This window comes from Polyangium sp. 15x6 (genome assembly GCF_029960785.1).
Lineage (GTDB): Bacteria > Myxococcota_A > Polyangia > Polyangiales > Polyangiaceae > Polyangium.
The window spans coordinates 256,686-279,229 of record NZ_JASBQE010000002.1; the positions used below are offsets into that span (position 1 = coordinate 256,686).

Consider the following 22,544-nt stretch of genomic DNA (forward strand, 5'->3'; position numbering starts at 1 on the left):
GCGCTCCGCGCAGTTCTTCCAACGGGCCCGTTGGACCGCGCTGCCAGTTGAAAGGGCAGCGCGGCTGTCTTGATGGACAGGGTCGTCGCTGGTCTTGCCTCGGCCTGTTCGAAGAACTGCGCATCGCGCAGTTCTTCGACCAAAGGTCCAGCGCTTGCGCTGGTCCGGGTCCAGGGGCGGATAGCCCCGGTGGGGCCTGGGGCAACGCCCCAGCGCAGCGGCTTCGACATGAAACCCATGCTCAGCCCAAGACGCGCGGGGGCGAGCGCGTCTCACGCGGAGGCCACGGTCCGGCGCTTTCGCCGCGTGGGCACGATGGAGGAGCGGCACATGCAGAGGGATGCATCGAAATCGGGCGCGAGACGCGGCATGACGATCGGGACGGCGCTGCTCGCGGCGCTCGCGCTCACGGGGTGCGGCGCGAGCGTCGCCACGGCCCCCGTGACCCCCGAACAAAACCCCCTCCCCCCGCGCTCCTCGAACGAACCTGCATCCCCCACGACGGCCCTCCGATTCCGCGACGGCCTGCTCGCGCTCGCCCGACAGGATGCCACGCAGAAACGAGACGAGGCGAGTTGCAGAGCCACCGCGGCGCATTTCACGGCCGCCGCCGACAGCCGTGAGAGCGCCACGATCCGGGCACGCGCCCATTACAACGCGGGCGTGGCCTACCAGCGATGCAAGCTCGATCGCGAGGCGCGGGAGCAATTCACGAAGGCGCTCGCGGCGGAGCCCACGTTCCACCGCGCGCGGGCCGAGCTCGCGCTCCTGGATTTCGCGACGTCGGGCGGGAAGAACTTCGACGCGGCGATCGCCGAGCTGACGCGGGCCGCCGTCGTCGACGCGCAGTTCAAGGATGCGACCTCGCTCGTGCACCTCGGCGTGCTGCACCTGAAACGCGGACGCGAGACGCCCGACGCGGACGGGCTCACCGATTCGCAACGCGCGAAGAAATACGCGCAGAGCGCGCTCGCGGTCGATGATCGCGCCTTGCCGGCGTACAACCTCCTCGCGCTCATTCACCTCGGGACGGCCCAACGCAAAGCCGAGGCGTCGCGGACGCGCGGCCCGCTCGACAACAAGAAGATCGACACGCAGGTGCTCGAGCTCGCGGCGCTCGTATGCTCGCAGGCCATTCGCAAGGATCCGCGGTATGCCCCGATTCACAACACGGCTGGCATGATCCAGGTCGAGCTCGGGGATTTCACGGCGGCCGTGCGTTCGTTCGACGAGGCGCGGAGGCTCGATCCCTCGTTCTTCGAGGCGCACATGAATTTCGCCGCCGTGAACCTGCGCTTCCGCGGTTTTTCCCCGGCCGAGCGGGCCTACCGCGCGGCGCTCGCCTTGCGGCCGGACGATTACGACGCGCGCATCGGGCTCGCTCATGCGCTCCGCGGCCAGATCGACGACGGCAACATGAAGCAAAAGGTCGCCGAGGTCCGGAGCGAGCTCGCGAAGGCGAAGCAAAGCGCGCCCGAGCGGCCCGAGGCCTATTACAACGAGGGCATCCTGACGCAGGAATATGCGGAGATCGCGGGCTCAGAGCAGCCTGGGATCGCGTCACGCAAGGCCAAGGACCTCTTCGGCGTCTTCCTCCAGAAAGCCGGGACCGATCCGACCTACGCGGACGCGGCGCGGCGCGCGCGCGAGCGAATCGAGGAGATCGAGCAGATCGAAGGCTTCATGGGGCAGGATCTGAGCATGACGGCGGCCGAGCGAAAGGCCGCGGACGCCGAGCGAAAGAATCGAATGGCCGAGGAGGAGGCGCGCGCGGGGGAGGAGGAAGCGCCGAAGCCTGCGACGAACCCGTGAGGAATCAGCCGGCGCGGAAGAGCACGCGATCGTAAAGCGGCTCCTCCTCGACGTCCATCCAATCGATGTCGTGCACCACGGCGTGCGCGAGGATGCAGAGCCCGAGCAGCGGCAATCCGTCGTCCTCGTCGTCCTGCTCGCGAAAATACATGACGAACCCCGTCCCGTCCTCGCGGGCAGGCTCGTCCTCCTCCGGATCGAAGGCGATCATCGCCTCCACGTCGAAGCCTTGTATTTCGTCTATGCTGAGTGCGCCCCCCTCGGGCAAGCGCTCGTTCAAGAATGCCAGCATGGCGTCCCAGTCGTCTTGCATCAGCCGATAGACGACGTTCGCGTGGACCTCGATCTCGACGGGCGTGCGCGCCTCGAAATGGGAACGGAGCAGGCCCACGTGGCGCTTCGTTTCGGTCGCGAAGAGCGTCTCCAAAAGCTCGTCGGGACTCGTGTCGACGCTGTCCGCCTCGTAAAATCCACGGTCCGGGTCCTCGTCGAGCCCGAGCAAACGCTCGAGGCGCTCGAGGTACACCGTCTCGCTCCCGCCGTCCTGGAAGGTGATCTCGTAGCGATCGACCACGAAAAGGAGCGTGCCCGCCCGCGCGACCTTCGCGAGGAGCTCGGGGGGACGCGAAGGCCCGACGGAGCGGCGCGCGAACGCAAAATCCTCCGGCCCGGTGAGCTGTACGGCCATGATGAAGGCCTCCCGCGCGAAGAGGAGCCGAGGACGTCCCCGCTGTCAAGCGCGGGCCTTTTTCACGCCGGGTCGATACGAACGGGCCCACGTTCTTGACGCCCGGTGAAAACCAGCGGATGCTCCAAAGACCGCGCAATACGAGCCCAAGGCCCCGATGAGCACGACCATTCGCCCCGTTCGCAGCGACAATCCCGGTGGGGGCTCGGAGCTCTCCGTGGAGGAGCAAAAAGAACGGCTGCGCGGCGAGAACAAGGTCTGGCACATCGGCCGCACCGGCCGCGACGACAACGATCCGATGGCCGGCATGAACGGGAGCAAGGTCGATCTGACGCGCGTGCTGCGGGGCCGCAGGTTGCGCGGCGACCGTTAGCGATAACCACCTTCCCGGGCCGCCGCCGCGGCTTCCGTGAGGCGCGCCGCGAGGACGTCGGCGTCGAGGCCGGCCTCGTGCTCGGTCAGGATGAACGTCTCCCCTTCCCGCGTCGTCGCGACCCAGGGGAGCTCGTCACCGCCCACCACGTCATCGCGGCTCCGCACGAGCACGAACACGCCACGCCCGTCGAGATCCCGCGCGAGGGCCACGCCACGCAGGATCGACGTGGGGACGTTGACGTCGCGGCCACGGACCCGCAGCGAGATGTAATCGGCGGAGATGTTTTCGAGGCGAATGGGCTGGTCATGCCGGACGTCCGCGACGACGCCCTTGTCGTGCACGAATCCCACCGCCGCGCCGGCCACGCCGGCGCCGAAGAGCGTGAACCCGAGGACCACGAGCTCCGAGCCGAGCGCGCCCACGGCGATCGCCCAGACCAGGGCCACGAGGACCAGGACGAACGCAAGGACGCGGATCCCCGCGCCGAGCCGGATCCGCCGCACGGTGCCGGTCTCCTCGATGGAGAGGCCCAGCATCACGAGCCCGAGGCCCACGACGGGCAGGCCCGGCGGGGAGAACATGAACGACAAGAACCCGCCCCGAGCCGCGGCAAACGCCGTCGCCGCGAGCCCGAAGGAGGAAAACGCGTACGAGAGAGCGCGCCCCTGGGAGACGAGGAAAAAACGACGCACGGCGGGCGCGAAGGTACCACGACGGAGCCGCGTGGCGCGCTGGAATCAGCCTGGTTTGCCCTCGTCCGCGGGGCCCGCGTTGCGGAGCAGCCGGATCGCCCAGAACGAGAGCGCGAGCAGCACGACCGCGAGGCCCGCGCCGAGCGCCGTCCGATGCCGCTCCGTGAATGGCAGCGCCGCCGCGCGATCCGCTTCTCCGAAACGAGGGTTTGGCAGGACAGGTCCCATCTTCGCTTCACGCGGCGCCTCGGCCCGATCGGTACGATCGAGGATCGCCGCGAGATCGTAATACGGCGCGGCGGCGGTCCGATCGCCCACGTAGAGCCGGTGCTCGCCGGGCGTCGCGGCGCGAAAGACGATCTCTCGCGCGCGCACCTCGCCGCGCGCGCCGCGGATCACGAGCGGCGGCGAATCTTCGTCGTGGATCACGAGGCGGAAATACCGCTTGCGTGTCTCGTCGATCGGGAGCCGCATCGACTCCAGCACGACGCCCGGCCGCGGCGTGATCCGATAAAGCACGCCGCCGCCCACGGCCGGCCAGACTTCGCGGAAGCTCGTCGCCGTGACGTCCACGCGGCGGCGCAGCTCGGTCGTCCCCACGTCGAGCGTGATCGCCTGGATCGGAACGCCCTCCGCGCCCGCGTCGAGCGTGACGATCGTGGAGCGCTCCGCCTCGTCGCGCCGGATCTCCTCGATGCCGAGCGATACCTCGGAGAACACATTCGCGCCGTCGTTCGCGGACGGGCAGCGGAACGAACCCCCCACGATCGAGAGCCGCCCGCCGGCCTCGTCCGCGTCCGCGGGCAGGAGCGTCACGCGCACGAGCCGCGCTTCGGACTTCGGGTACGGGATCTCCATGTGCTGGACCGTGCCGCGCTCATGCCGGATCCGGTACACGTACGGCCCCTCCGCGACCACGCCGAGCGCCTCGCGGCTATCGCCCGTCTCGACGCGCACGCGCCGGAGAAACGTCTCGCCGGTGACATCGAGCAAGAGCCGACAATGCTGCGACGACGCGGGCAGCCGGAACGTCGCCACCGCGGCGCCGCTCTGCAGCCACGCGGGATCCAGAAGCTCGCCGGGTACGTACGGCGCGAGCCGATGAACCGGGATCTCCCACACGACCCGAGGTACCTCGCGGCCGGCTCCGTCCACGAGACGCACGTCCGCGAAGAGCTCGGCGGACGTGCTCGCGCGATAGAGCGCGTCGTCCACGGCGAGCCGATGATCCCCGGCGGCGTCGATGCCCGTCACGGCGCGCATCGACGCGTACTTGCCGACCGGGAGGAGCCGTGGCGCGAGCTCCTCTGCGTCCGCGCGCGAGGCGACGAGCAGGATCACGAGCGCGGAGCCGCCCGTGCGCATCAGCGCGATGAGGCGATCGCTGAAGCGCGCGTAGAGAAAGCCGCCGGCGACGAGGAGCGCGCCGACGCCCGTGAGCAGGAGGATCTGGTAGATGCGCTCGACGCTCCAGACGTCCCAGACCGCGAGCTTGGCGACGGCGAGGAAAAACAAGGCGAGCCCCAGGTATCGATGAAGCGCGCTGCGGGCCGCGAAGCCGAGCGCGAGCAGCGCCGCGGCCGCGACCGAGAGCACGAGCGTGGTCGTCATGGCGAGCCTGCCCTCTTGGGACTCCAGCATCGCCGTGAGGCGCGCGGCAAAGGCCGCCCACTCGGGCGCGTCGAGCGGCACGGGCGGAGGCGCGGGGAGCGTGGTCACGAAAGTGCGCACCTCCAGCACGGCGAGCGTGATCCAGAGCGCATGGCCACCGATCGCGGCGATCCCCGCGGCGACGTCGAGCGACGCTCGCGCCTCATCCTTGGCGGCGTCAGCACGCTTCGCGCCCGCTGCAAGCAAGTACGCCGCGACGAGCAGCGAGACGCTCGTGCCCGCAAGGCCCGTCGCGCGCGGGCTCCGGAGGAGCGGCACGGAGAGGACCCCTTCCCTGCCCTGCGTCGCGAGGAACCGCTCCACGAGCGCGTGCGTGCCCCACACGTCGAGTGCGACGAGACGAACGAAGGTCGCCGCGAACAGGAGCGACGCGACCACGAGCCACCCCCACTCGCGTGAGCGTGCCGCGATCGCCGCCGCGACGCAGCCGAGCGCAGCCCAGAGCACGGTGATCGTGGCGCCCTCGAGCCCGAACGCGATAGCCGCCGCGAAGAGCCCGAGGGCGAGCCCCGCGAGCATGGACAGGTGCACGCTCGCCTCGGGCCTTCGGCGCATGATCACCGCGGCGAGCGCGAGATCCGCGGCGCCCGCGGCCGCCGTGAAGAGCGCGCGGAACGTCGGCACCTCGTCGCTCGTCGACGCGAGCGCGGCCGCGACGAACGCGAGCGTGGCGAGCGCCCCTGCCAGAACGGAGCTCCAGCGGACGGGCTCGGCGGTGCGGAGCGCGGCGAGCCCGACGGCCACGAGGTGCACGATCCCGAAGACCACGAGCGCGCCGAGGAACGCGGGGGACAAGGGATGTTCGGGCACCGCCTCTCGGACGAACCCTGCGGCGATCGCGATCACGAGCGACGTGAAGCCCACGGCGGCGAGGTGCAGCGCGCCGAGGCGAGCCCGCAGCGCGAGCGCGGCGGCGGCGGCGCTCCCGATCGAGGCGAGCACGACGAAGATCGCGGGCTTCTCGGGCAAGAGCTGCGCTGAGGCGAGCACGACGAAGAGCCCCGCGGCGACGCTGCCCGCGATCGCGGCGCCGGCCGGCAGCGGATCACGGCGAAGGACCTTGCGCACGAAGCCCGCGACGTAGACGGCCGTCCACCCGCCGAAGAGCGAGACGAGCCCGAGCCTTTGATCCGCGGGGACATCGTGGCTCACGACGAGGAAGACCACGAACGCCGCGGCCATGGGCACGGCGAGCAGCTCGGTCGCGCCGAGCGCGCCGAGGAGCGCGATCGCCGCGATCCCGAGCCCGATCGCGAGGACGGAGAGCACCCACACGTGATCGTGGAGCAACATCGCCGCCCCCGCGTGCGAGAGCGTGAGCGCGGCGAGCGCGAAGAGCCTGGCATCGCGCTTTCGCGGCGTACGGCGGTCGAGGTAGAGCGCGACGGCCGACCACTGCGCGGAGGCGAGTCCGACGAAGACGAGCGGCGCGAGACGCGCGGTCAGGCTGTGATAGGGCCCGAGGCGCGCTTCCGGCGGCACATCGCTCCACGCGGGCGCGGAGCCGTGGATGTCGAAGTATTTTACGTACCAGCCGAGGAAGAGCGCGGCCGATCCCGGCACGACGAGCGCGGGTACGAGGCGGAAGCCGCCGCGCAGCGCGACCCCGAGGGCCATGGATCCGAGGAGGAGCAGGTAGCCGAAGAGCGGCGCGGGTCGGTCCTGTCCGGTCGAGAGCACGACGGGGTTGGCGAGACCAGCGACGAGGACGAGGACGAGCAGCGACTCGGCGCGATGGCGGAGCGAGAGCCCGGCGCCGAGCGCGAGCACGAGGGCCACGGCGCCGAACGCCGCGGCCGGCGGGGCGAGCTTGTAGAGCGCGACGCTCGCCCAGAGCGACGCGACGAGCGTGGCGAGGCCGATGCCGGAGAGGGCGTGCACGAAGGCCGGGCGGGTCTTCGGCCGCAAGAGCTCCGCGGCGGCGAGGAGCACGACGCCGAGGACGGCGCCGAGGACGACGCGGCCGGTAGGCCCGATCCAGGCGTTGTCGACGGCGTACTTGAAGAAGAACAGGGCGCCGAGGAGGAAGGCCGCCGCGCCGACGCGCGTGAGCCACGTGAGGCCGAGTTGTTCTTCGAGGGAGGGCGCGGGCTCCGTGGGCGGCGCGGAGGCGGGAGCGGCGGCGGCTTCCCGCGAGGCGTCCGTCAGCTCTGACGGGTGGGCGGCGGCTTCCCGCGAGGCGTCCGTCAGCTCTGACGGGTGGGCTGCGGCTTCCCGCGAAGCATCCGTCAGTCCTGACGGGTGGGCTGCGGCTTCCCGCGAGGCATCCGTCAGCTCTGACGGGTGGGCTGCGGCTTCCCGCGAGGCATCCGTCACCGCTGACGGGTGGGCTGCGGCTTCCCGCGAGGCATCCGTCACCGCTGACGGGCGGGCCGCGACCACGTGACCGACCGCTTCTGCCCGCGCGATCCGCCACTCCAGCTCCGCGACACGCGCCTCTCGCGCGTCGAGCCTCTCTTCGAGGTCCTTCACGCGCGCCTTCGCCTGCATGGCCAGGAGCACCGCGATGATCGGTGTGGCCAGGAACAACCCCACCAAGCCCAGGCCGAGCAGGACGAGGAGCGCCTCCATGAAATGTCCCTACCACGCCCCCGGCGCGCGCGGGTCCACGGTCACCTTCACACGCGCTTCATGAGCCTCCGCTTGGATCCCGGAGGCTCCCGGGTCAGAATCCCCGTTCGCGCATGCGCCCTGGGGACATCATCGGTGAGCGCTTCCGTGTCGAGCGCCTGGCCGGCGTGGGCGGCATGGGTGAGGTGTATCGCGCCGAGGATCTCCAGACCGGACACGTCGTCGCCGTGAAGCTCCTCCGCGCGTCGGAGCAGTCGAACGCCGAACGGCTCGCGCAAGAAGCCCGCGTGCTCGAGACCCTCGGGCACCCGCACATCGTGCGCTACGTCGACCACGGCGTCGCCGACACGGGCGCCCCCTGGCTCGCCATGGAGTGGCTCGAAGGCGAGAGCCTCGCCGCGCGCCTCGGACGCAAAGGCCTGCGCCTCGAAGAGTGCATCACCCTCGCCGTGCGGGTCGCCGACGCCCTCGCCACGGCCCACGCGCGCGGCGTCGTGCACCGCGACATCAAGCCGAGCAACCTCTTCCTCGAGCGCGGCGAGATCGATCGCGTAAAAGTGCTCGACTTCGGCGTGGCGCGAGACCGAGGACGCGGCCGCTTGACCCTCACCGGGACCATCGTGGGCACGCCGGGGTACATGGCGCCCGAGCAAGCGCGCGCCGACAAGGCCGGCGTCGACGCGCGCGCGGACGTGTTTTCCCTGGGCGCCGTGCTCTTCGAGTGCCTCACCGGGCAGTCTGCGTTCGACGGCGAGCACGCCTTCGCGATCCTGGCGAGCCTCCTGCTCACCGAGGCCCCACGCGTGCGTGACCTCCGCCCCGACGTGCCCGAGGCCCTCGACGAGCTCGTGGCCCGGATGCTCGCGAAGGACGTGCAGAGCCGGCCTCCCGACGCAGGCGCGGTCGCGCGCGCGCTGCTCTCGCTCGGGCCCATGGAGGGGAGCGCCACGGTCGTCCACGCGACGTCGGCGGAGGTCATCACCGACAGCGAACGGCAGCTGCTCAGCATCGTCGCCGCGCTGCCGCCCTCGCTGCCCGACGGCAAGGAAGCGCCGTCGCGGTTCTTGCCGCGCGACCGCATCGCGGCCATCGAGCACGAGATCGCGCCGCTCGGCGCCCGCGTGGAGGAGATCGAAGGCGGCGCGCTGCTCGTCGGCCTCGTCGGTCGCGGCAACCCCACCGATCAAGCCGCCCGCGCGGCCCGCGCCGCGCTCCGCCTGCGCGCCCTCGCCCCCGAGGCCCGCATCGTGCTCGTCACCGGGCGCGAGGAGACCTCGCAAGGGCTCGCGCTCGGCTCGGTCTCGAAGCGCGCCGCCGCGCTGCTCGATCTCGGCGAGGAGGCCGGCGCCGTGCGGATCGACGCCTCGACGCAGGCCCTGCTCGACGTGCGCTTCGACGTGAGCGCAGGCGCGGACGGCATCTTCCTCCGCGGCGAGCGCGAGGTCGGCTCGGGCACGCGCACGCTGCTCGGCAAGCCGAGCCCCTACCTCGGACGCGAGCGCGAGCTGCGCAGCGTGCGCGACTTCCTCGAAGAGGGCCTCGACGAAGGCAAGCCGCGCGTCGCCCTCGTGCTCGGCCTGCCCGGCATGGGCAAGTCGCGCCTGCGGCACGAGCTCGTCGAGCAGCTCCGCCGCGGCGCCGTGGAGCCCGCGATCGCCATCGGCCGCGGCGATCCGATCGGCGCGGGCTCGGCCTTCTCCATCCTCGGCTCCGCCATCCGCACGATGGCCCAGATCGGCATCGGCGAGCCCGCCGCGTCGCGCAGGCACAAGCTCGAAGCGCTCGTCGCGACGTACCTCGCCGGCGACGATCTCCCCCGCGTCACGGCGTTCCTCGGCGAGATGGTCGGCGCCCCCGCCAGCGACGAGCGCCCCGACCTCCGCGCCGCGCGCCAGAACGCGGCGCTCATGGCCGATCGCATCCGCGAGGCGTGGCTCGACTTCGTGGAGGCGCTCTCGGTCGTGCGCCCGTTCGTCGTCGTCCTCGAAGATCTGCACTGGGGCGATCGCGCCTCGATCAAGCTCGTCGACGCGGCGCTCGCGATGCAGGGCGAGCGCCGCTTCGCCGTGCTCGCGCTCGCGAGGCCGGAGCTCCACGATCTCTTCCCGAAGATCTGGGCCGACCGGGAGCTGCTCGAGGTGCGCCTCGGCGAGCTCGGGCGCCGCGCCGCCGAGCGACTCGTCCAGCATTTTTTGGGGGAGATCCTCTCCGAGGAGGAGATCCAGCGCCTCGTCGATCGCGCCTCGGGCAACGCCTTCTACCTCGAAGAGCTCATCCGCGCCGTGGCCGAGGGCCGCGGCAGCGATCTGCCCGAGACCGTGCTCGGCATGGTCGAGGCTCGCCTCATGTCGCTCGAACCCGAGGCGCGGCGCGTCCTGCGCGCGGCCAGCGTCTTCGGCCAGTCGTTCTGGTGGGGCGGCGTCGCCGCGCTCATCGGCGACGCGTCTCTGCCGAACGGCCGCGTCGGCCTGCTCGATCGCCTCTGCGAGCGCGAGCTCATCGTGCGCCGCCGCGAGAGCCGTTTCCTCGGCGAGGAGGAGTATGCCTTCCGCCACGCGCTCGTGCGCGAGGGCTCGTACGCGATGCTCACCGAGCGTGATCGCCGCCGTGGCCACGCGCTCGCCGCCGAGTGGCTGCTCGCGTCGGGCGAGACGGATCCGACGATCCTGGCCGATCACTTCGAGAGCTCCGGCGACAAGGAGCGCTCGGCCGAGTTCTTCGCGGCCGCGGCCGAGCTCGCGCTCTCGGCCGGGGATTTCTCCGCGGCCGTGAGCTTCACGGAGCGTGGCCTCGTGGCGAGCCCGCGCGCGGACGTCGTGGCTGAGCTCCGCGCGATCCGCGCCGACGCGTGGAACTGGACGAGCTCCTCCGCGACGGCCTACGAGGCGGCCATGGAGGCGCTCGAGAGCGCGAGGCCCGGCTCCAAGGAGTACGCCCGCGCGCTCGGGGCCGCCCTGGGCAGCGCCTTGCTCCTGCGCAAGAAGGACACCCTCGCCTCGCTCATGGACGAGCTCTACCGCATCGAGCCCGTCGAGGACGCCGTCCCCGCGATCTCGTTCGCCTACAGCTCCGCCGTCATCTCGCAGCTCGTCATGGGCCAGCGCGCCATGGCCGAGCGCTTCTTGCACCGCATGGAGCAGGTCTTCAGCCCCTACTTCGCCCGCGATCCGTCCGTCGCCGGCCGCTGCGGCTACGCACGCGGCTACTGGCACAGGGTCGCCGAGCAGGATCCGTTCACCGCGCTCGGCATCGAGCGCGAGGCCATCGCGAACTTCATGGTCTCGGACGATCGCCGCTTCTTGCCGCTGCTCCGCGCCCACGTGGGCCTCGACCTCGTCCTGCTCGGCGCATACGACGAGGCCGAACGCGAGTTCGATCTCGCCCTCGCGGCCGCGCCGGCCGACAGCGTCTCCGCGCTCCTCGCCGGCTGCTTTCGCGCCGCGCTCTTGCTCGAACGCGGCCGGCTCGAAGAGGCCATCACGCTCGGCACGGCCGTCGCGGACGCGGCCGCCGCGCACAGCGAGGGCGTGATCGGCGTGAGCGTGCAGTACTTCGTCCTCGAAGCGCACCTGCGTCGCGGCGACCTCGACGCGGTTCGGCGTCTCCTCACGGCTGTCGCGCCCATCGTCGAGATCCTCCCGCTCGGGCAGATCTGGTCGCTCGCGGGCCACGCCGCGGTCGAGCTCGCCGAGGGCCGCCCCGAGAGCGCCCTCGAGCTCAACCGAAGTGCGCTCGCGAGGACGGCCGAGATCGGCATGAAACACACGAGCGCCCACGCGCGCATCCTGCTCACGCGGGCCGAGGCGCTCTGGGCCGCCGGCAAGCACGGCGAGGCCCGCGAAGCGATCGAAGACGCCCGCGCCGAGCTCCTTTCCCGCGCCGCGCGCATCCCGGATCCGGCGTACGCTCGCACCTTCCTCGAGGCCGTCCCGCTGCACACGCGGCTCCTCGACCTCTGGAAGGCGTGGTGCGACGTCTAGAAACGGCGCTCGCATTGCGTCCGCACCGGCGCTCGGTACCTTCGTGGTATGCGCCGAAATCTCTTACCCCTTCCCCTTGCTTTTGCCCTCGTCTCTCTCGCCTCGCCGGCCGCGCGCGCCGATGAACCACCGGGCTGGGTGCCCAGCGACACCGCCGAGGATCTCCCGCCGCCGCCGCCTGCGCCGCCGCCCCCGCGCCCGGGGCCCACGACATACACGGTCGAGCAGAGGGAGCTCCCCGAAGGTCCGACGAAAATGGCGAGCCCGGCAGCGTTTTATGTGGGGACGATTCTCGCCGGCGTGGGCCTGCTCGGCATCGTCACGGGGCTCGTGATCCGGGCGGATCTCCCGGAGACCGAATGCACCAACTGCCCCGCCGCCGAAAAACGTTCTGCCTCGCTCGGCCTGCTCATCGGCGGCGGCCTCGGCATGTTGATCGGCATCCCGATCGCCGCGGTCGGCGGGCGAAAGGTGCCGGATGAACCGTCGTGGGCGCGCCCGAAGGTGTTCATCTCTCCGCGCGGCGGCGCGCTGCAGTGGACGTTCTGAACGTCGCGCCGCCCTCCGATTGGTGAATTCGTCCCGACGTCTCCGCCGCATCTCGAAATGCGCTTGCAACCGGGACGTCGCTCCGGGGACGAACCCCAAATGCCCGAAAATGCCCGTCTCTTCGGGACGTCGCGGCTGGATGGGGTGTGCATGCCGTACCCATGCTCGGCGACGGAACCCTGCTCGCATGCAATGCATGCACGGCGGCAATCGCCTCACCCAGAATTTCCCGTCCGTCTGTCGATTTCCTGGTGTCCTGATCGACCACGCTACCCGGCATGCCGCGTGCACCGCGGGGGTGGGCGACCTAGACGCTTTGCCTGGTTGTCGAAAGGCTCTCACGTGTTTCAAGCCACGCAGGAACAAGGGATTCGATACGACATTGGTTCGAGCCGGATGTGCTTCGAGCCGCCGAACACATGCTTCGTGACGTATGTCGGGGACCTCGATGCCGACGTCGTCGCGCGGATGAACGCGGCGCTCGAGGAGACGGTGCGACATCGAAAGCATGTCGATTTGCTCGTGGATCTGTCTCGTACGGGACAGGTGACGGAGCTCGTCCGGCGCCACGCCGTTGGCGGCATGCTGGCCCTGAACCCGCGGGCCACCGCCGTGTTCGGCGCCGACTTCCATCTCCGCGTGGTCGTCTCGATGATCACGAAGGCCATTCGATTGCTCCACGTGGGTCTGCGTGGCCAGATCAAGTTCTTCGAGCACGAAATGGACGCGCGCGCCTGGCTCGCAGAGGTCAAACGTAAAGAGCTGATGCAGCGCAGCGCTTGAGCGCTTTTCAAGGGAGCGGTCATGCTTGCAGCCAAGGAACGGCCCGACGAGATCATCACGGTTTGCCCTGCCAGAGAGATCACGGCGCCACGCGCGCCCGACCTCGCGCTCGGGATCCCGCGCCACTGGTGGCCGGATCCGCTCGTGAACGTGCACGCAGCGCGGATCGAAGACGAGACGCTCGCGTGGTTCCGCGAGCTCGGCTTCGGCGAGCGCTCGATCTGGATCGTCCGCACCTTCGCGCCGGCCGATTACGCCGGGATGCCGTTCCCGCTCGCGGAGCCGCGCGAGCTCTTGCTCCTCGCCAAGTACCTCTCGCTCTGGCTGCTCTGGGACGACGTCGACGTCGAGGGCCGCGAGCGCACCTTCCCCTTCCGCGGCCCGGCCGTCCTCGAGCCGAGCGCCTCCGGCGTCACGACCCTCTTCGGCGCCACGTGGTCGGCTCTGCTCCGCGAGCTCGCCGAGACGATGAGCCCCGGCTGGATGGAGACCCTCTGCGAGGGCATGGACACCTGGAGCACGGCGGCGCTGAAAGAAGCGCGCACCTCGAAGCAGCGCCGCGCGGGGCTCGCCCGCGTCTCGTACGAAGAGGCCCTCCGCTCGCGCATCGACACCATCGGAATGGCCGCGACGGGCTACCTCCTCGAATACGCGCGCGGCATCGAGCTCCCGCCCGACTTCCACGCGCACGAGACCGCGATCGCCTTGAAGACCCTCTCCGGCAAGATTGTCGGCCTCGGCAACGACATCTGGAGCCTCGGCAAGGACTGGGCTTCGGGCTACGTCAACGTCATCCTCGCGCTCCGCGAGGAGCACGGGCTCTCCATGATGGAGGCCGTGCGCCACATCATCCGCGATCACGACGAGGCCATCACCGAGTTCGACCGCCTCTCGCGCGCGCTCCCGAGCTTCGGCCCGAGCTGGGACGCGCACATCGCGACGTGGGTGCAGGACCTCCGGCATGCCTCCCTCGGCTTCACGCTCTGGGAGTCGCGCGCCCCGCGTTACGCTGCGTTCAAAATGCTCGTGAATGGCACGCCGATCGATCCCTCGTTCATCGTGCCCACGTCGCTCGCCCCGCGCGCCGCCGCGGCGACCGCGTCCGCCTACGCTCCGCACCCTTGACGCCCCTTCGTCGCTGACATCACGTGCGTCGCGCGATGCCTGCGACCTCCACGTCCACGAACCCCCTCGTCAGCGATCGATTCGTCGACTTCCTCCTCTTCGAGGTGCTCGACCTCGAAGGCTTGCTCGCCCTCCCCGATTTCGCCGAGCACACGCGCGAGACCGTGGGCATCTACCTCGGCACGGCGCGCAGGCTCGCGCGCGAGCTCCTCTTCCCGGCCTACAAGCCGATGGACGAGGCCCCGCCGCGCCTCGAAAAGGGCCGCGTGAGCGTCCACCGCGCCATGCACGACATCTATCCGCGCCTCGTCGAGCTCGGCGTCCTCTCGGCCACGCGCCCACCCGAGGCGTATGGCCAGAGGCTCCCGCTCACCGTCGCCACCCTCGCCACGAGTTATCTCATGGCGGCGAACCTCTCGGCGTACGGCTATCTCGGCCTCACCACGGGCGCGGCGCGCCTCCTCGAATCCTTCGGATCGGACGAGCTCAAGGAGCGCTTCATGGGCCCCCTTTATCGGGGCGAGTGGACCGGCACCATGGCCCTCACCGAGCCCCAGGCCGGCAGCAGCTTGAGCGACGTCGAGACCCGCGCCACGCCCGCGGAGGGCGGCCATTACCTCATCAAGGGCTCGAAGATTTTCATCTCGGGCGGCGATCACGACCTCACCGAGAACATCGTCCACTTGACGCTCGCCCGCATCGACGGCGCGCCGCCCGGCATCAAAGGCGTCAGCCTCTTCGCGATCCCCAAGCTCCGCTCCGAGCGGGGCGCGCTCGTCCCGAACGACGTCGAGGTCGCGGGCGTGATCCACAAGATCGGCTGGCGCGGTCTGCCGAGCCTCGCGCTCAATTTCGGCGAGGCCGGCGATTGCCACGGATATCTCGTCGGCGAGCCTCACCGCGGCATTTCGTACATGTTCCAGATGATGAACGAGGCCCGGCTCATGGTCGGCATGAATGGCGCCGCCACGGCTTCGGTCGCGTTCCACGAGTCGCTCGAATACGCCAAGACCCGTCCGCAGGGCCGCAAGCTCGGCGACAAGGACCCGCGCGCGCCGCAGATCCCCATCATCGAGCACGCCGACGTCCGCCGCATGCTCCTCCGCCAGAAGGCCATCACGTGGGGCAGCCTCGCCCTCCTCGGCCTCACCGCGCGCCTCTCCGACCTCGCCGAGCATGCCCAGGAAGAACCCTCCCGCGCGCGCGCCGCCATGCTCCTCGACCTGCTCACGCCCATCGCCAAGAGCTTCCCGGCCGAGCGTGGCTTCGAGGCCAACGCGCTCGCCGTGCAGGTCCTCGGCGGTTATGGCTACACGAGCGAGTACCTGCCCGAGGCGTGGCTCCGCGATCAGAAGCTCAACAGCATCCACGAGGGCACGACGGGCATCCAGTCGCTCGACCTCCTCGGCCGCAAGGTCACGGCCGCGGGCGGCGCGGCGTTCTGCGCGCTGCTCGAAGAGATCGCGGCCACCTGCGACGGCGCGCGGGACGCGGGCGTGACCCCCGATCTCGTCCAGCGCGTCGAGGGCGCGGCGATGGCCATGCGGCAGGTCACGCTCCACCTCGGCGCCCTCGGCGCGCAAGGCGACGTCCGAGGCATGCTCCTGCACAGCGCCGATTACCTCGACCTCGCCTCCACCATGGTCATCGGCTGGACGTGGCTCCGCCTCGCGGCCACCGCGCAAAAAAGCCACGCGGCTCGACCGCAGGATCACGATTTCTACGAGGGCATCACCTCGGCGGCCCAGTACTGGATTCGCACCGAGCTCCCGCGCGTCGGCTACCTCGCGCAGCTCTGCCGCTCCGGCGAAGATTCATACGCACGCGTACGACCGGAGTGGTTCTGACGCGCAAGAATCCGACGACGACGGTGCGTGATCCCGCGGCCGTCCGCGGGGCCTCGGGTGAGCCCGCGATCTTGTCTGGATCACGCGGTCCATGGTAGTGTCCGCGGCAGTGCCGCGGAGTGCGGCGCGAAGGCCGACGGTGCCATGGAACTCAGACGAATCATCCTTGCTTCAGTCGCCCTCCTCGCCGCGATGGCTCCTCGGGTCGCGAGCGCCGAGCCGGTCACGATCCCAGAAGGCGTGTCGGACCCACTCGACGGCTCTGGAACGGGCCTCTGCGCGGCCTCGGCGATCGCGACGAGCGTCCAGGAGTTCGGCGGTTTCGCCAACTACACGGGCGACGTCAATGCGTTCATCGAGGCCCACGCCGTCGATCGCACGGAGCACGTCATCCGCACGCTGCTCGACCTGTCCAACAACAACGCCGCGAACCAGGCGCTGAGCTACGGCGACTTCATCGACATCGCGCTCGATCAGGGCTGCAAGACCGGCGGCTGCGACTTCTTCGTGAACGACACCTCGACGAGGTTCGGCAGCCGCATGCGTGGCTACCTCAACGTCCCGACGAATTGGGTCAACCAGCCCATTCACTTCGGGTTTTACTCGGATGACGCCGTCAGCCTCACCATCTACGACAGGAACAAGGGCGTCTACAACGTCGTCACGCGCCCGCCCGAGCTCGGCGCGGCCACCTGGCGTTTGACGAACCAGGTCACCTTCCAGAAAGCCGGCCTCTACCCGATCGAGATCCTCTACGTCCAGCTCACCGAACACGCCGCGCTCGAGATGTCCTACTTCGTCGGGGATTTCGTGGACTTCGAGCGAGAAGCGAACGTTCCGCCGATCACCAAGCTGAACGATTTGGGCTTCACGCCCTTCCCCTCGACCGCGTTTTTCCAGACGCTGAGCGGCAGCCCCTCGTACCCCGACCTCGGCGTCTGCAAGCAGTGCAGGCGCGAGTTCGCCGACCAGGGAGGCAACAACGGCTGCGAACCGGGGCAATACTGCAACTCGGCCGCGCTCTGCGCCCCCTGCGACACGGACAAGCTCTGCGGCCCGAGCTGCTCGCCCTGCGGCAGCGATACGCCCTACTGCGTGAACATCAACGGCACCCTCCAGTGCGGCGCCTGCCAGACCGACGAGGACTGCGCGAACGGCTTCACCTGCAACCCCGACACGAAGACTTGCGACGAGTGCAACGACAGCTCCGACTGCCCCAAGGGCGCGGCGTGCGTCGAGAACAAGTGTGAGCCTTGCTCGACGAGCGCCGAGTGCGCCGGCGCCTCCTGCAACTGCTGTCCGGACGGCGCGAACGGCCAGCAGATGAAGTGCGCCCCGCTCGAGCCGAACGGCGACCCGAGCTGCGTCGAGTGCACGACCGACGCCGAGTGCGGCGGCGGCATCTGCAACCTCTCCGTCGGCCGCTGCCAGGGCACGCTCCCCGAGAACAACATGCCGACGTGTTGCGGCGACGGCTGCGTCAACTGCACCGCGCTCGAGACCATCGTCGTCAACGGCACGGCCCAGCCGCGGTATCCCTTCTGCTTGCCCGGCCCCGTCGGCACCGCGTGCGCCGAGTGCCGTCACGACATGGATTGCGGCGAAGGCGCCTTCTGCTTGAGCGGCACCTGCACCCCCTGCACCCGCGACAAACGGTGCGGCATGCGCTGCGACAGCTGCGGCGGCGACACGCCCTTCTGCTACGGCCAGAACGCGGCCGTCGCGGCGTGCGTGCGCTGCGTCGAGGACTCGCAATGCGGCGAGGGCTCGAGCTGCGACACGACGACCCACACCTGCTCGGTCACCGCGGGCTGCATGATCACGTGCGCCGCCGACACGCCTCATTGCAACGGCGATAGCTGCGTCGCTTGTTACGCCGACTCGCACTGCCCCTGCGGCGGCACCTGCAACCTCTCCACGAACACGTGCACGCCCTCGTGCAAGACCAATGTCGACTGCCTCGGCAGCGACCACTGCCGCTGGAACGAGGCCGAGACGGCGAAGGAGTGCGCGCTCGGCCCCATGCCCGACGGCGTCGATTGCGGTGGTACGCTGGCCACGATATGCTCCGCAAGGCCCGGCCGACACGGCGGTGGCGCGCCCGGAGCCGCATTGCTCGTCCTCTCCGTCCTTGGCCTGCTCGGCCGCCGCCGCCTCCGTTCCATCTCCCGAGGTGAGCCGTGAAGCGATCCATCTCATTCTTGCTCTCGCTCGCGACGCTCGCCGCGGCGCCTCTCGCCGCAGAAGCCGCCGAGGAAGGCCGCTTCGACGCGCAGACCTTCCGCCCCTCCGCGGCGCCGCGCGATCTCGTGATGATCCAGAAGTCCGAGGTCGTCGGGCACCTCTCGCCGACGTTCGGCATCTACACGGACATCGGCCTCGATCCGCTCGCCGTCGCGGCGATCACGACGGGCCAGGAGATCCGCGCCGTCGGCGCGCGCCTCCAGGTCACGGGCCTCGCGGGCATCGGCTTCTTCGACGTCTTCGACATCACGATGGCGATGCCGTTCGTCGCCTGGCAGATGTCCGACAACCTGAGACCGCTCGGCACCGAGGGTGAGATCTCGCCGAGCGCGCTCGGCGATCTTCGTTTCAACACCAAGATTGCGATCCCGTATCTGAACCGCAAAGCCCAGATCAAAGAGGGCTTCGGCATGGCGGTCACGGGCAACTTGAACCTGCCCACGGGCGATCAGGACGCGTTCGCCGGCGACGGCGCCGTCTCCGGCGGCATGGGCCTCGTCGCGGATTACCGCTTCAACTTCGGCCTGCTCGTCACGGCAAACACCGGCATCTGGTTCCGGCCCGACCGACAGTTTGCCGGGACGAAGGTCGGCGACATGGCGAACTTCGGCATCGGCGCGGAGATGTACGTCGTGCAGCGCTGGGGTTGGTCCGTGCTCGGCGGCGTGTACGGCTCTGTCTCGCTCGTGAAGTTCCCCGACAGCCCCTCGCAGGTCCCGGCCGAGGCGCTCATGGCGATGCGCTGGCAGTGGGCGAGCGGCTTCGGGCTCACGGTCGGCGGCACGTTCGGCGCGAACTGCGGGTTCGGCGCGCCCGTCTTCCGCGCGTTCGCGGGCCTCACGTGGCAGCCTTCGAAGTCGCGCGAGCAGCAGGAGATCGATCGCCTGAAGCAGATCGACAGCGCGGATCCCGATCACGACGGTCTGATCGAAGAGTTTGATCATTGCCCCGAGCTGCCCGGCGTCCCGCAGAACATGGGCTGCCCGGACTCGGACTCCGACAAGGACGGCGTCCCCGATCGCGACGACAAGTGCCCGATGATCGCGGGCGGCCGGGGCGGTTGTCCCGGCGCGTACGTCAAGAACGACGAGATCGTCATCCTCGATCAGGTCCACTTCGCGACGGACAAGGACATCATCCTCGACGATTCGAAGAAGGTGCTCGACGCGGTCGTCACGGTCCTCAGGGACAACCCCGAGATCCGCTCGGTCGAGATCGAGGGCCACACGGACGCGCGCGCGGGCGACGTGTACAACCACAACCTCTCGCAGCGCCGCGTCGAGAGCGTCCGGGAGTACATGATCCAGAAGGGGATCGATCCCTCGCGCGTCACGGCGAAGGGGTACGGTCACACCAAACCCATCTACGACGACTCGCAGTGCCTCGGGAAGGACGAGGAGCTCACGGAAGACTGCAAGTTCATGACCGCGACGAACCGCCGCGTCGTCTTCCGCATCAAGGGCCAGGGCAGCGCGCCCGGCGCGGCCGTGGGCGGCGGCGACACGGTCCTCTCGCCGGGCGACAAGCAGCTCGACGGAGAGGGCGTGATCAACGGCAACGGCGTGCTGAATGGCGGCAGCACCTTGCCGAGCGGCGGCATTCTGCCGAAGGGGAACGGCGTGCTCGACAAGAAGGATCCGACCCTTCCTGGCAGCACCCTCCCGCGCTCCGGCGAGCAACTGCAGCCCGAGACGCCGAAGGAGGAAGGCGCGGACAAACCGGCCGAGGACAAACCCGCTGAAGGCAAGGACAAACCCAAGCCCGGCGCCGCGCCCGCGCCCACCACGCCGAAGCCCGGCGCCGCGCCTGCGCCCGCCGCGCCGAAGCCCGGTGCCGCACCCGCGCCCGCGAAGCCCACCGCGCCGCGCTGATCCCCGAGGCCTCGCTCCGACGAACGGAGCGAGGCCCGCGCCTCCCCCGCCCTCCCCTACATCCTCACGCATCGCGCGCCGCGTCCCCGCGGCCGCCGCGATTTTCTTTGGTGCACAAACGAAACGAGGCCGCGGGCGATCCTCCCTCGTGGAGGACTCGCGCGCGACCTCGTCTCGAAACGCCTCGCGGCGGGCTACTTCTTCGTCGTGGTCTTCGTCGTGGTCTTCGTCTTCGTCGTCGACGTCGTCGCCGTCGTGGGCGTGGGCGCCGGCGTGGTCGTCGCCGCGGCCGTGGGCGTGGGCGGCGTGGTCGCGGCCGCGGTCGGCGGCGCCGTCGGCGACTTGACCTCGGCCGACGTGTTCAGCGGCGTCGCCTCCTTCGGCGGGTTCGGATCCGCAGCCGGCACTGGCTCGGCGCCCTTGTCCTCCGAGGAATGAGCGCCGAGATCGAGCGGCTTGGACGAGACGCCTTCGCGCCGGATCCAGACAATCGCCGTCCCCGTGGCGACCTTGCCGTACGAGGCGTCGGGCAGGCGAATCTCCTCCTCGATCGCCTCGATCACGGCGTCGCCGCCGGCCATGCACGCGGCCTTGCGGAGCGACCGCAGGCGCTCGGGCTCGGTGCGCGCCCCGGGCTCGCTTTGCACCGGCTCCAGGCGGTGGAACTCCCTGTCGGGCTGGGTCTTGCCCGCGAAGATGGGCATGTCCGTGCAGAACTCGCCGGACGGTGTGCGCATGTCCTGGAAACGCGGAGGAGCCGCGCAGGCGACAAAGATCGCGGCCGTCGCGGCCGAGAAGAGAACGACACGTTGCATGGCTATTTCCTTACCAGTTTCTATGCACGTCGTGCAAACGTCGCGTCGAGGCAAAAGACACGGCGTGAACGTCCGTCCGAGGTCGGACGGTTTTCCGGCTGGCCTGCGCCCGCCCATGGGGTAGAGAAGGCGCCCCCGAACGAGGACGCGCCATGACCATGCCTGCCCCGGCCGAGCTCCCCCGCGACACGATCCAGGTCCTCCTGCTCGAGAACATCCACCCGAGCGCCACGGAGACCTTCCACGCCTTCGCCGAGGGGCGCACCTACGCCATCACCCGGAAGAGCAGCGCGCTCAAGGAAGACGAGCTCATCGCGGCCCTGCCGGGCGTGCAGCTCCTCGGCATCCGCAGCAAGACCCGGATCACGGCCCGTGTCCTCGAGAACGCGCGCGACCTGCTCTCCGTCGGCTGCTTCTGCATCGGCACGAACCAGGTCGACCTCGTCGCCGCCAACGCCCGCGGCGTCCCCGTCTTCAACGCGCCGTTCAGCAACACGCGCAGCGTCGCCGAGCTCATGATCGGCGAGATCATCGTCCTCGCCCGCCAGCTCGGCGACCGCTCGCGCGAGGTGCACGCCGGCGTGTGGAAGAAGGTCGCCGCGCAATGCTACGAGGTCCGCGGCAAGGTCCTCGGCATCATCGGCTACGGGCACATCGGCCGTCAGCTCGGCGTGCTCGCGGAGGCCGTCGGCATGCGCGTGCTCTACCACGACATCGCCGCGCGCCTGCCGATGGGCAACAACCGCTCGGTCCCCTCGCTCGCGGCTCTGCTCGCCGAGTCCGACTTCGTCTCGCTGCACGTCCCCGAGACCCCGGAGACGCGCAACATGATCGGCGCGGCCGAGCTCGCGAAGATGCGCAAGGGCAGCTACCTCCTCAACGCGAGCCGCGGCACCGTCGTGGACATCGCGGCGCTCGTCGCGTCGCTCGAGAGCGGGCACCTCGCAGGGGCGGCGATCGACGTCTACCCGGAGGAGCCCGAGTCGAACACGGACCAGTTCAAGACCGATCTCCAGAGCCTTTCGAACGTCCTGCTCACGCCGCACATCGGCGGCTCGACGGAGGAGGCGCAGGAGGCCATCGGGCGCGAGGTCGCAGCGGTGCTCGGCAAATTCGCGGCGATGGGGGCGACGACGGGCTCGGTGAACTTCCCGCAGGTCGAGCTGCCGCCGGTGAAGGGCACGCACCGCATCCTGAACGTGCACAGGAACGAGCCCGGCGTGCTCCGCGACGTGAACCGCGTCGTCGCCGATCTCAACGCAAACATCGACAGCCAGTTCCTCGCAACCGAGGGCGCGATTGGTTACCTCATCATGGACCTCGAGCAGGACGTCTCCGCCGAGGTGAGCCGCCGCATCCAGGCCTTGCCCTCGAACATCCGGACGCGCGTCGTGTATTGAACCGTGGAGCCGGGGCGCCGCCCCGGACCCCGGCAGGGGCTATCCGCCCCTGCACCCGGACCAGGCACGGCCTGGACCGAGGGGGGAAGAACTGCGCGATGCGCAGTTCTTCCCACGGGC

14 protein-coding genes are annotated in these 22,544 nt (G+C 70.0%); 10 read left to right on the plus strand and 4 right to left on the minus strand.

Translation table 11 applies throughout. The features are described from left to right. The first annotated feature begins 330 nt into the window (after positions 1-330). Positions 331-1,812, plus strand: a complete 1,482-nt coding sequence (locus tag QHF83_RS02590; protein WP_282416141.1) for a hypothetical protein — start codon at positions 331-333, stop codon at positions 1,810-1,812. A 4-nt stretch (positions 1,813-1,816) separates the two neighbouring features. Here the strand turns inward: QHF83_RS02590 and QHF83_RS02595 are convergent, their stop codons facing one another. Beyond that, the gene (locus QHF83_RS02595) at positions 1,817-2,500 is read right to left on the minus strand and encodes a hypothetical protein (protein WP_282416142.1); all 684 of its coding nucleotides are present in this window, start codon (positions 2,498-2,500) and stop codon (positions 1,817-1,819) included. Positions 2,501-2,657: 157 nt separating this feature from the next. Here QHF83_RS02595 and QHF83_RS02600 point away from each other — a divergent pair, with 157 nt between their 5' ends. Beyond that, a complete protein-coding gene (locus QHF83_RS02600; RefSeq protein ID WP_282416143.1) occupies positions 2,658-2,873 on the plus strand; it encodes a hypothetical protein in 216 nt (71 codons plus the stop codon). On the opposite strand, the gene QHF83_RS02605 is transcribed toward QHF83_RS02600, so the two are convergent. Continuing rightward, a complete protein-coding gene (locus QHF83_RS02605) occupies positions 2,870-3,568 on the minus strand; it encodes a hypothetical protein (protein WP_282416144.1) in 699 nt (232 codons plus the stop codon). The genes QHF83_RS02600 and QHF83_RS02605 overlap by 4 nt on opposite strands. A 45-nt stretch (positions 3,569-3,613) precedes the next feature. Further along, on the minus strand, positions 3,614-7,810 hold the full coding sequence (locus tag QHF83_RS02610; RefSeq protein ID WP_282416145.1) for a DUF2339 domain-containing protein: 4,197 nt from the start codon (positions 7,808-7,810) through the stop codon (positions 3,614-3,616). A gap of 113 nt (positions 7,811-7,923) precedes the next feature. Between QHF83_RS02610 and QHF83_RS02615 the strand changes: the two genes are divergently transcribed. The 7 genes from QHF83_RS02615 to QHF83_RS02645 all read left to right on the plus strand — a co-directional run bounded on the left by QHF83_RS02615 (position 7,924) and on the right by QHF83_RS02645 (position 20,209). Beyond that, positions 7,924-11,790, plus strand: coding sequence for a serine/threonine-protein kinase (locus tag QHF83_RS02615; protein ID WP_282416146.1), 3,867 nt, complete (start codon positions 7,924-7,926; stop codon positions 11,788-11,790). Positions 11,791-11,838: 48 nt separating this feature from the next. After that, entirely contained in the window at positions 11,839-12,339 is a 501-nt protein-coding gene (locus tag QHF83_RS02620; RefSeq protein WP_282416147.1) for a hypothetical protein, read from the plus strand. 342 nt (positions 12,340-12,681) lie between these two features. Further along, complete coding sequence (locus QHF83_RS02625) at positions 12,682-13,122, plus strand: STAS/SEC14 domain-containing protein (RefSeq protein WP_282416148.1); 441 nt, start codon at positions 12,682-12,684, stop codon at positions 13,120-13,122. 21 nt (positions 13,123-13,143) lie between these two features. Next, positions 13,144-14,247, plus strand: coding sequence for a terpene synthase family protein (locus QHF83_RS02630; RefSeq protein ID WP_282416149.1), 1,104 nt, complete (start codon positions 13,144-13,146; stop codon positions 14,245-14,247). 35 nt (positions 14,248-14,282) lie between these two features. Continuing rightward, complete coding sequence (locus QHF83_RS02635) at positions 14,283-16,094, plus strand: acyl-CoA dehydrogenase (RefSeq protein ID WP_282416150.1); 1,812 nt, start codon at positions 14,283-14,285, stop codon at positions 16,092-16,094. 192 nt (positions 16,095-16,286) lie between these two features. Beyond that, on the plus strand, positions 16,287-18,278 hold the full coding sequence (gene traA / locus QHF83_RS02640) for an outer membrane exchange protein TraA family protein (RefSeq protein WP_282416151.1): 1,992 nt from the start codon (positions 16,287-16,289) through the stop codon (positions 18,276-18,278). After that, on the plus strand, positions 18,275-20,209 hold the full coding sequence (locus QHF83_RS02645) for an OmpA family protein (protein ID WP_282416152.1): 1,935 nt from the start codon (positions 18,275-18,277) through the stop codon (positions 20,207-20,209). Before traA ends, QHF83_RS02645 begins: the two co-directional genes overlap by 4 nt. Before the next feature lie 194 nt (positions 20,210-20,403). Here the strand turns inward: QHF83_RS02645 and QHF83_RS02650 are convergent, their stop codons facing one another. Beyond that, positions 20,404-21,024: a hypothetical protein gene (locus tag QHF83_RS02650; RefSeq protein ID WP_282416153.1), complete on the minus strand. Its 621-nt coding sequence runs from the start codon at positions 21,022-21,024 to the stop codon at positions 20,404-20,406. A gap of 158 nt (positions 21,025-21,182) precedes the next feature. On the opposite strand from QHF83_RS02650, the gene serA reads away from it, so the two are divergent. Beyond that, the gene (gene serA, locus QHF83_RS02655) at positions 21,183-22,424 is read left to right on the plus strand and encodes a phosphoglycerate dehydrogenase (RefSeq protein WP_348980421.1); all 1,242 of its coding nucleotides are present in this window, start codon (positions 21,183-21,185) and stop codon (positions 22,422-22,424) included. Positions 22,425-22,544: the final 120 nt, after the last annotated feature.